At 74.3% G+C, this 11,435-nt stretch carries 4 protein-coding genes; 3 read left to right on the top strand and 1 reads right to left on the bottom strand.

What is annotated here, in order from left to right; all coding sequences use genetic code 11:
• Nucleotides 1-3 precede the first annotated feature (3 nt).
• Nucleotides 4-1,284 (bottom strand): extracellular solute-binding protein, encoded by a 1,281-nt coding sequence (locus ACWAUO_RS02385; RefSeq protein ID WP_460772740.1) that lies wholly within the window; start codon nucleotides 1,282-1,284, stop codon nucleotides 4-6.
• A 201-nt stretch (nucleotides 1,285-1,485) separates the two neighbouring features.
• On the opposite strand from ACWAUO_RS02385, the gene ACWAUO_RS02380 reads away from it, so the two are divergent.
• From ACWAUO_RS02380 to ACWAUO_RS02370, 3 genes are all read left to right on the top strand, one after another.
• Nucleotides 1,486-2,505, top strand: coding sequence for a LacI family DNA-binding transcriptional regulator (locus ACWAUO_RS02380; protein WP_460772739.1), 1,020 nt, complete (start codon nucleotides 1,486-1,488; stop codon nucleotides 2,503-2,505).
• A gap of 111 nt (nucleotides 2,506-2,616) precedes the next feature.
• Nucleotides 2,617-4,146 carry a glycoside hydrolase family 43 protein gene (locus ACWAUO_RS02375; protein WP_460772737.1) on the top strand — a complete coding sequence of 510 codons (1,530 nt, stop codon included), beginning with the start codon at nucleotides 2,617-2,619 and terminating at the stop codon, nucleotides 4,144-4,146.
• A gap of 492 nt (nucleotides 4,147-4,638) precedes the next feature.
• Nucleotides 4,639-11,085: a Calx-beta domain-containing protein gene (locus ACWAUO_RS02370; protein ID WP_460772736.1), complete on the top strand. Its 6,447-nt coding sequence runs from the start codon at nucleotides 4,639-4,641 to the stop codon at nucleotides 11,083-11,085.
• Nucleotides 11,086-11,435 lie beyond the last annotated feature (350 nt).

Below are 11,435 nucleotides of genomic sequence, written 5' to 3'. Positions count from 1 at the left end.
CGCTCAGGACTTCGCGGCGGCCGCGTTCACGGCGTCGACGATGTCCTGCGGGGTGCCCTTGCCGGCGAACATGTCCACGACCGCGACGTTCAGCGCGTTGCCGATGTTCTGGCCGTAGAGGGTGTCCAGCCACACCGACACGTACGGGGCGTCGTTGTAGGCGGCGAGGATGTCCTGCAGCGCCGGGTCGGTGACGACCGACTGCGCCTCGGTGGAGGCCGGGAGGGTCTTGAACGCCTCGGCGTAGGCCTCCTGGTTCTGCTTCTCGACGATGAAGTTCAAGAAGTCGACGCACTCCTTGGGTGCGTTCACCCAGCAGGAGTAGCCGTCGACGCCGCCCATCATGGCGCCGGGCTCGCCCTGGCCGCCCGGGACCTCCGGGAACGGGAACCACTTCAGGTCGGGCAGCGGCTTCTTGTCGGGCGTGAGGTCGGCGATCACGCCGGGGTTCCACGCGCCCATGAGCTCCATCGCGACCTGGTGGTTGGCGAGCAGGCCCGCCGACGAACCGGCGCTGCCCTGCGCGGGCGTCGTCAGGAAGCCGTCGTTGAACGGCTCGGTCTCGAGGAACGCCTGCAGGTTCTCGCCCGCGGTGAGCCAGCACTCGTCGTCGAAGCTCCGGCTCTCCGCGGCCTCGTTCAGCACGTCCTGCGAGCAGGCGCGGAGCGCGAAGTTGTAGTACCAGTGCGCGGCCGGCCAGGCGTCCTTCGCACCGACGGCGAACGGCGTGAGCCCGGCGCCGGCGAGCTGGGTGTCGACCGAGACGAGCTCGTCGATCGTGGTCGGGGTGGCCGTGACACCGGCCTGGGTGAACTGGTCCTCGGAGTAGTAGATGCCGGAGGGGAGGATCGCCACGGGCATGCCGTAGTTCTTGCCCTCGACCTCGAACGCCGACAGCGCCGCCCCGACCGCATCCTTCGACGCGGAGGTGATGCCGTCGGTGAGGTCCATGACCTGTCCGGCCTTCACGATGTCGGCGAGCTTGCCGCCGCCGCGCGCCATGAAGACGTCGGGGGCGTCGCCGGCGTTGAGGGCGGTCTGCAGCTTGCCGTCCATCTCCTCGTTCTGCACGGCCTGGATCTCGACCTTGATGCCGGTCTCCTCCTCGAAGGCGGCCGCGGTCTCCTCCCAGTAGGCCTTGCCGTCGCCGGTCGTGGAGTTGTGCCAGAAGGTGAGCGTGCTGCCGTCGCCGCCGCTGTCGCCCGAACCGCCGCTACAGCCGCTGAGCGCGAGGGCTCCGACGGCGAGGACGGCGGCGCCGGCCAGGATCGTCCTGCTGTTCATGTGATGTCCAACCTGTTCTCTTCATCGAGGGCATCCACTCGGGATGCTGCGGTGGAGCACGACGGTCGGGCGTCTCTGCCTCGACGACGCGGTGTCGTGCGCTGCTCCGGTGCGAGTCCGGGTGCCAGTCAGTGTCGCAACGCCCCGGAAGTGTGTCAAACGTTTTCGAAATCATTTTCCATGGGGCTATGCTCTGGCCTCATGACCCGCCGCCCCACCATCCACGACGTCGCCGCCGCAGCCGGCGTCTCGGTCGCGACCGTCTCCAAGGCGGTCAACGGCCGCTACGGCGTCTCGTCCGAGACCAGCGCCCGGGTGATGGCGGCGGTGGAGGAACTGGGATACGAATCGAGCCTCGTGGCCAGCAGCATGCGGTCCCGCACCACCGGCGTGATCGGCGTGCTGGTGGCCGACTTCGAGCCGTTCAGCGCCGAGGTGCTGAAGGGCGTCGCGCGCGGCCTCGCCGACACCGGCTACGACCTCATGGCGTACAGCGGCGCGCACCAGCACGGCACCGGGTGGGAGCGGCGGTCGCTGAGCCGGCTCTCGGGCACCCTCATCGACGGCGCCATCATGGTGACCCCCACCGTGGTGAACGTCAGCGCCGAGGTGCCGCTCGTCGCGGTCGACCCGCACACCGGCGGCGGGGGGCTCCCCACGGTCGAATCCGACAGTTACGGCGGCGCGCAACAGGCGGTGCGGTACCTCATCGAGCTCGGCCACCGCCGGATCGGCTTCATCGCCGGTCGCCCAGACCTGCGCTCGGCCGCCGCCCGCGACGCGGGGTACCGGGCCGCGCTCGCCGACGCCGGCATCCCGTTCGATCCCGCGCTCGTCGGTGTCGGCCGGTACGAGGAGGACGTCGCCCGAGAAGCCGCGAGGCGGATGCTGACCCTGCCCGACCGGCCGACCGCCATCTTCGCGGCGAACGACCTCTCGGCCCTCTCGATCGTCGGGGTCGCGCACGACCTCGGGCTCGAGGTGCCCGCCGACCTGTCCGTGGTCGGGTTCGACGACGTGCCCGACGCATCCCGCGCCGACCCCGCGCTGAGCACGGTCGCGCAGCCCATGCAACGGCTCGGGGCGGCCGCCGCGACGCTCATCATGCGGCTCATGCGCGGTGAGGTGCCCGAGGCCACGCACATCCGGCTGCCTACCCGACTCGTCCCGCGCGCCACCACGGCGCCCCCGCCGCATCCGCTCACGCGCCGGACGCGCTGAGCCGCGGGGCGTCCGGACGGCCGCCGGCCGACGACCGCCGCCTCCTCCGGCGGGGGCCCGGGCCCGACTCCCGCCACCCACCACCCGCCCGAGCCGACCCGAAGGAGCGTCATGGGCCGTTACCGCAATCCCGTCCTGCCCGGCTGCCACCCCGACCCGAGCATCTGCCGGTTCGGCCACCGGTACCTGCTGGTCACCTCGACCTTCGAGTACCTGCCGGGCCTGCCGATCCACGCCTCGACGAACCTCGTCGACTGGGAACCCGTCGGACACGCGATCCACCGCGAGGGGCAGCTCGACCTCGCCGGCCTCGACTCCTCCAGCGGCCTGTACGCCCCGACGATCCGTGTCGCCGGCGACCGGCTCGTCGTCGTGTGCACGGTCGTCGGGCCCGAGGACGGGTCGTGGACCGGGCGTACCGGGCACTTCGTGGTCACGGCATCCGATCCGGCAGGCCCGTGGTCCGACCCGGTGTGGATCGACGGCGTCGGCGGCTTCGACCCCTCGATCACGGTCGACGGCGAGCGGGTCTGGCTCTGCGGCACCCGCGAGACCGAGCCGTCCGCCTGGCGCGGGCAGACCGAGGTGTGGCTCGCCGAGCTCGACCTCGACACCGGGGCCCTGCTCGGCGAACCGGCGCCGATCTGGACGGGCTCCAGCACCCGGGCGGTCTGGGCCGAGGGTCCGCACGTGCTGCCGGCACCGGGCGGGGGCTGGATGCTGCTGGCCGCCGAGGGCGGCACCGACGTCGACCACGCGGTGTGCGTGGCGTACGCCGACGAGATCACCGGTCCGTACGTCGGTGACGGCGGCAACCCGCGGCTCACCCACCGCGACCTCGGTGCCCGCGTCCCGATCACCGCGGTCGGGCACGCCGACCTCGTCGACGCGCCCGACGGGCGCACCTGGGCGGTGGGGCTCGCCCTGCTCCCGGTCGACGGCAGGCGCGGCCTCCTGGGTCGGCGCACCTGGCTCGCTCCGGTGGCGTGGGAGGACGGACGACCCCTGTTCGCGCCTGGGACCGGCCGCATCCTGGCGGAGGTCGAGGTGGACGGCGTGCCCGATCAGCGGCCCTGGCCGGACCGCATCCGCGACGACTTCGACGCCCCCGGTCTCGCGCCGGACTGGAACGCGGTCGGGCGGCTGCCGCAGGCGGTCGCCGACCCGGCCGCGCGGCCCGGGCACGTGCGGGTGCGCGGCGGCGACGAGCCGACTCTCGTGGGTGGCGCGCCGGGCTTCCTCGGGCGGCGGCTGCCGTCGGAACGCACCGAGGTCACGGCCGTCGTCGAGCCGGTGGCGGATGCGGCGCCCGACCGTGCCGGGCTGCTCCTGCGCGTGTCGGAGACGCAGCAGTTCGAGCTCGCGGTCGACGCCGCCAACACCGCCGCGGCCGTCCGCACGGCCGGTGGGCGCAGCGAGCGGCTCGGCGAGGTGCAGGTCGGGCCGGGCCCGCATGAGCTGCGGCTCGAGGTGCACGACCTCACGGTGCGTGCGCTCGTGGACGGGGTCGAGGTCGCGACGGCCGATGTCGGCGGGCTCGCGCCGCTGCCCCCGCGCGGGTTCGTCGGCGCGTGGGTGGGTCCGTTCGCCGTGGGCGACGGCGCCGTCGACGTCGAGCACGTCGAGCTCGTCACCCGCTGACGCCTGCGCACAACTCAGGCAGAACCGGCCTCCGGCGCGAGTGGGACCGGTTCCGGGGCTCGTTCTGCCTGAGTTGTGAACGTGCGTGCTGCCCGAACTCCTCAGATTTGGGGTGTGCGGGGGCCTGCGGGCACGGTGCGGGCTGGAACTGAGGAGTTCGGGACCGGTGGTCGCCGCGTCCGGCCGGCGGCGGTGCGCTCGCGCGCTCGCGCGTCCGCGTGCACAACTGCGGAGATGACGGCCGACACGCCGGTGCTCCGGCCCGGCGGCGCGGCGTGTCGGGTGCGAACTCCGCAGTTGTGCACGCCGAAACGCGGCACGCCGCACGGTGCACGCCGAAACGCCGCACGCCGCGCGCCGCGTGCCGCGCGGGGGCGTCCCGGGGGATCGGGGACGACCGCCCCTGGCCGGGTGGGACGCGGGCCGCGAACAGTGGATGCGGGTGCACCGGGCGCCCGCACGGCGTTGCCGTGCCGACACGGAATCCTGCCGATGACCTCCCACCTCACCCGACCCCTCGTCCGCGTCCTCGGGATGCTGACGGCCGCCGTCATGGCCGCGACCCTCGCGCTGGTCGCGATGCCCGCCCCCGCCCACGCCGCCGGCACGTACGACAACGTGTACTTCGGCGAGGGCGATCCGCGGACGGTCGCCGGCCCGAACGGCATCATCCGCGCGAACGGATGGATCCAGTCGATCTCGATGTGCGGGTTCGGCGGCACGAACGACTTCATGCACCCCGTCGCCGACATCTACCTCGTCGAGACCGGGTCCGCCACTCCCGGCGCCAGACTGGCGCAGGCCGACGGCACGAAACCCGCCACGGTCATCGGCTTCGGCTCGTCGGGGATGTTCCTGGAGGAGCCGCTGGCGGTGACCGGCCCGCAGGGCAAGCTCGGCGAGGGCGTCTACGACGTCGTGATCGACCACTGCCAGGACGGTGAACTCCACTCCGTCGACCCGGTCTTCTCCGAGGCGGTCACGGTCCGGTTCCCGGCGGTGCTGCCGCCGTACCGGGACGACATCGGCAACATCAAGCGCGCCGCGTCCGAGTCGGCGAAGACCTGGCTCATGACGAACGCACTGCTGCGGGTGATCCAGGCCGTGAGCAACGTCAAGGATCCGAAGACCCTCGCGGAGGCCGTCATCCAGTCGCCCGGGTGGATCCTCGACCTGCTCAACGACTACAAGGCCGAGACGAAGCGGCTCCGGTTCCCGTCCGGCGGCGTCTCCGACCCGCTGCAGAGCGCCGTCAACCTCGCCGCGTCGCAGATGGCGAACTACCTCGCCATCGCGGAGGACCCGCCGGACCACGACTACGCCCAGCCGACCGTGCTGCCCCCGATCACGACCGAACCGGTGACCGCATCCGACCCGATGCGCATCGCCGCGCAGCAGCTCGTCGCACCGGCGGCGACCGAGGCCTCGCTCGCCGAGGCGTTCCTGCATGCGCTCGAGCGGTACCAGGGCGCGACCTACGCCGCCGACGCCGAGTGGGCCCTCATCCACGCGCGTGAGCTGCAGCAGCTGGCGACCGCCCTCGCCGGTGCGGGGGAGCAGTCGCGCGCCGCGGCCGAGGCGATGCGCGACGGCTTCGGCGACCTCACCGGCTACGACCGGACGCTGCAGGCGATGGTCGTGGAGGCGGGACGCCTGCGCACCGAGTCGTGGACCCCCGAGCAGCGGCGCACGCTCCTGGAACTCGGCCTCACCACCGAGCAGATGGTCGAACTCCAGAGGGTCATGTCCGACACCAGTGTCATCGGCACGGGTCTCGCGCGCACGGTCGACGACCTGCAGGAGACCACGGATGCGCTCATCGCGGCGCAGACCGCCACGATCGACGAGATGCGCGCCTACGCGGAGCGGATGGCCGACGTCGTCGCTCGCCTCGAGGCGCAGGCGATCCCCAGGATCGCGCCGGAGGCCGTGGCGGGCGGTCCCTACACGGGTGTCGCCGGCGAGCCGGTCTCCCTCGATGCCGGCGGGTCGCGCCCCGGCGCGGGCGGCGACATCACCGTGTACGACTGGGACGTCGACGGCGACGGCGTGTTCGGCGACCTCACCGGTGCGAACCCGACCTACATGCCGGCGGTCGACGCCCCGGGCGTCGTGGGTGTGCGGGTGACGGACGAGGGCGGTCGGACGGCCGTCGCCTACGCGCCGATCACGGTCGACCGCGGCGACCGCCCCGTCATCGACCGCCACATCTCGACGTTCCACGAGGCGCAGGTGGGCGTCCCCTTCAGTCTGACCGTGCCGTTCAGCGGCGGCAGCCCGCAGTGGCTCCTCGACGGCGAGCCGGCGGGCACGGACGACGTGTTCTCGTTCACCCCGACCGCCGAGCAGCACGGGGTGCTGCTTCTCGACCTCGTCGTCACGGCGCCGAACGGTGCCCGCGCGGTCGAGAACTGGACGCTGACCGTCGTCGAGGCGGATGCGGACGGCGACCGGTGGTCGCGGGCCACCGACTGCGACGACACCGACCCGCTCGTCCACCCCGGCCGCACCGAGATGCCCGGCAACGGGATCGACGACGACTGCAGCGACGCGACCTCGGACCGTCCGTTCGACGGCATGACCGGGGCGGTCGCGTCCTGGGGCGAACCGCCGGCGGCCGACGCGGCCACCCTGGGGCGTCGCGCCGGCAACGAGGAACTCGCCCGGACGCCGTCCGACGTCACCGGCCTCACGGACATCCGGATGGTGCGGGCCGGTGCGCGCATGGGACTCGCGCTCTCCGACACCGGCGCGCTGTGGGCCTGGGGGCACGGCGCTGCGGGGCAGCTCGGCACGGGGACCACTGCGAACGCGGCCACACCCCGCCCGGTGGTCGGGCTCTCGGGGGACGGCCAGCTCGGTGTCGACGGTCCCGCCGTCCTCGACGCGGACACCGACGGGATCGGCATCGCGCTCCTCGCCGACGGGACCGCCGCCGCGTGGGGGCCCAACCGGGACGGCGCGCTCGGCACCGGCAGCACGCGGGGCTCCGAACCGGTGCCGGCCCTCGTCCGCGGTCCGGACGGTGCGCTCCAGGGGGCGACCGCGGTCGCGTCCGCCGGGACGTTCGCCGCCGTCGTGCGCGACGGTGTCGTCCACGTCACGGCCGGCGCGTGCGGCACCGACCCCGGGACGGTGGCCCAGCCGGTGGCGCTGCCCGGAACGGCGGTCTCGATCGCCGCCGGCGCCGGACACCTCCTCATCGCGCTCGACGACGGTCGCGTCTACGGCTGCGGTGCGAACACGGACGGGCAGGTCGCCCCCGGGGCCGCCCGCATCGACGACCCGGTGCGGATCGACCTCCCCGAGGACGCGGCCGGCCCGGCCCGGCTCGCCGCCGGAGACGGGTTCTCGCTGCTGCTGGATGCGGCCGGCGCGCTCTGGGCGTGGGGATCCGACGACGCGGGACGCCTCGGCGACGGCGACACCGCCGGCGCGCCGGGCCCGGTGCGGGTCGCGCTCCCCGACGGCGCCGCCGTGACCGGGGTGGACGCGGCGAACGATCGGGCGGCGGTGACCCGCGCGGACGGGACGCTGCTCACCTGGGGCGCGGGGGTGGACGTACCGACCCCGACCGCCGCGCCCGGCGCCGTCGTCGACGTGGCCCTCGGCGAGACCGGTGTCGTCACGTACGCGGTGATGAGCCGCATCCACCCGACCATCGCCTGGGGGACCGCGGTGAGCACCGCGGCGGGCCCCGGCCTCGTCTCCGAGATCCCGCCCACCCTGACCGCCCTGCCGCCGTTCCGCGACGTGCGCACCGTCGGTGGCGCGAGCTACGGGCTCGCCGCCGACGGGAGCGTCTGGTCGTGGGGCGCGGCCGCGTACCTCGGTGCCGGTCACACCGGCCCGGGCGGCACGCCGCGTGCCGTCCCGGGTCCGGTGCTCGGGGTCGGCGGCGCCGAGGGCTCGCAGCTGCGCGCCCGGGCGCTCGCGGTCGCCACCGGCGACAGCACGAAGGGTGCCGCCGTCCTCGACGGCGGGCAGGTCGCCGTCTGGGGTGCACCCGGCGGCGCCGCGGGTGACGGGAACCCGAACGGTTCCCGGCCGCATCCCACGCTCGTGCTGAACCCCGAGGGCACGGCGCCGCTCACCGGCGCCGCCCAGGTCGCGCTCGGTGTCAACGGCAACCTCGTGCTGCTCGAGGATGGCCGGGTCTTCGGGTTCAGCGGCGGTTCCCCGGACCCGTGCCGGCCCGCGGGGACCGCGAACCGCTCGCTGACCACACGCGAGGTCACCGCGGCCGGCGACGACATCCGACAGATCGCGGTCGTGGGCCACTCCGGGACGTCGCTGTTCCTCACCCGCGACGGCGAACTGCGCTCGTGCGGCGTCTCCGCGACGATCGGCCGCATCCCGCCGCCAGGCACCACCGGCACCACGATCGGGCAGGTCGAGGGGATGGGGCCGGGCGAGGTCGCGCAGGTGTCGGCCGGGGCGCAGGGCGTGCTCGTGCTCAAGACCGACGGCACCGTCTGGGGGTGGGGACAGGACGACATGTGCTCGCTCGGCTGCACCGAGGGGCAGTCCGCGTCGGGCACGCAGCGGCGCCTGCCGCAGCAGATCCACCTGCCCGAGGGGCCGCGCGTCGTCTCGGTCGTGCACACGACGCCGCTGAGCTTCGCGATCCGCGAGGACGGCAGCGTCCTCGGCTGGGGACGCAACCTGAACGGGCAGGTCGGGCTCCCCGACGGCCCGGACACGATCGCCGAGCCCACCGTCATCCCCATGCCCGACGACCGGCCGGTGAGCGCGATCACCTCCGCCATCAGCTCGGACCTGGCCAAGAGCCTCGTGCTGGCGCTCGTGGGTGATCCGCTGCAGCGGCTCGCGGAGGAACGCGGCGTCGGGATCGAGGCGTCCGTCGCCGACGCCGTGGTGGCCGAGGGCGGCACCGCCCAGGTGGCCGTGACGCTGAACCATCCCGCCCGCATCGACCTCGTCGTCGGATTCTCGAGCGTCGACGGCAGCGCGGTCGGCGGACGCGACTACGAGCCCGTCCAGGGGCAGGTCGTCATCCCCGCGGGATCGACCACCGCGACGATCGAGGTGCCCACGACGGACGACGACGTGCACCAGCCCCGGCTTGAGCGGTCCTTCCAGGTGCAGCTCACCGAGGTGCCGGGGTGGGCGGCGATCGGCCGCGCCGCGGGGAGCGTGTCCGTCACCGACGACGATCCGGAACCCGTCGCATCGATCGGCGGCGGGAGCGCGACCGAGGGGGACGGTGGGAGCCGCGACGTCGTGCTGACCGTCTCGCTCGACCGGCCGAGCACGGATGCCGTCGAGCTCGGCTGGCGCACGGTCGACGGCACCGCGCATGCGAACGGCGACTACATCGCCGGGGACGGCACCGTGACCCTGCCGCCCGGGCAGACGTCGGTCACGATCCCGGTCGGGGTGAACGGCGACACGGTGCTCGAGCCGGAGGAGACCTTCTCGGTCGAGCTCGTCGAGGCACACGGCGCACAGCTCGGCGCGGACACCGCGGCCCAGGTCGCGATCGTCGACGACGAGCCGATCCTCGTCGAGGCCGGTGACCGGACCGTGGCCGCCCCGGTGGACGACCCGCTGGTGATGCCGATCACGATCGCCACCCCGCAGCTGCTGCCCGGCGAGACCGTCACCGTGCCGTGGGTCGTGACCGCGCCCTGGCAGGAGGGCGACCCGACCCCCTCGCACGTCGTCGGCGCCGGGACCGTGGAACTCTCCGCCGCAGAGCCGGCCGTGGTCGTCGAGGTGCTCGTCGAACCCGCCGAGCGCGAGGGGCCGCAGCACTTCTTCATCGACGTCGCGGGGGCGACGGCCCCCTCCGGGCGGGCGGTCCTCACCGGACGCGGCATGGGGACGGTGCTGCCGTCGCCGGAGCCCGAGCCCGCCGTCGACCTCACCGGGCCCACCGAGCTGAGCGAGGGGACCACGGCGACCTACCGGGCATCGGGTTCCGGTGGGTCCGGTGAACTCGCGTTCGCGTGGGACCTCGACGGCGACGGCGAGTACGACGACGGCACCGGTGCCGAGGTGGACGTCCCGTTCGCCGCGTTCGGGGAACGGCGTCTCGCGGTGCGGGTGACCGACGCCCGGGGCCTCGAGGCCACCGCATCCGTCGCCGTCACGGTGGTGAACGTCGCACCGACCGTCGCACCGATCGACGACGTGACCCTCGAGGTCGGAGGCACCCTGCGCGTCACCGGCTCGTTCACCGACCCCGGTGCGAACACCTGGGAGGCGCACGTGGAGGACGCTGCCGGCACGCGGGCGCTGGCGCTCGACGGGCACGCGTTCACCCTCGAGCAGACGTACCGGGCGCCGGGCGTGCATCCGGTGACGGTGACGGTCTGCGACGACGGGGGCGGATGCGGCTCCGCACGGTTCAGTGTCATCGTCCAGACCCCGGAACCCGACATCACCGGCGTCGAACCGGGCACCGGCCCGGTCGCGGGCGGCACGACCGTCACGGTCACGGGCACGTACCTCCGCATCGGTGACGTGCTCGGCGATGCGCCGGGGGACCCCGTCATCCGGTTCGGGGATGCGGCGGGCACCGACGTGTCCTGCGTCACCGCGGCCGACGGCACCGACCGGTGCACGGTCACGACGCCGCCGCACCCGGCGGGCACGGTCGAGGTCACGGTGGAGACGGTCGACGGACGGCGTGCGGTCGCCGCCGACGCCTTCACCTTCGTCGCCGCCGGGCCCGACCCCGGGCCGGGACCCGGGCCAGACCCCGGGCCAGGGCCCGACCCGCAGCCGGGATCGGACCCCGGGCCCGCGCCGTGGCCCGGACCCGGCCCCTCGCCCGCGCCGGTCACCGCCGGTGGGTCGCAGACCGGGGATGTGGCGGCCACCGGTGCGGCGCTGGATCCGTGGGCGCCCTGGGTCGCGGTGTTCGCCGTGATCCTCGGCACCGGGCTGCTGCTCTCGCGCCGCCGGACCTGACCGCCCGACCCGCCCACCGGCCGTCGTCCCCTCTCGGGGCGGCGGCCGGTCCTCGTGGGCACCGGGCGGTTCTGACGCGGGCACAACTGCGGAGTGGGCGGGCGACACGCCGCATCCGGAGTCCGTGTGCGCGGCGTGTCGTGTGCGATCTCCGCAGTTGTGCACGCACGCGCGCGGCACACGTGGGCGGGTGGGATGCGGCGGGTTGCACGCGCGGCGGGTGGGATGCGGTGGGTCGGGGACCTGGGCACGATCCGAGGGGATGCGGCGGGGCTGGGGACGTGGAGAGGGGGCGCCCGGCCGAGGGCAGAAGAACGGCGCCGATCCACCGGGGAGGCGGATCGGCGCCG

The sequence above is a fragment of the Microbacterium sp. GXF7504 genome (assembly GCF_054798235.1).
The sequence above is the reverse complement of the archived record's forward strand: the minus strand, read 5'-3'. Positions and strand labels throughout refer to the sequence as shown.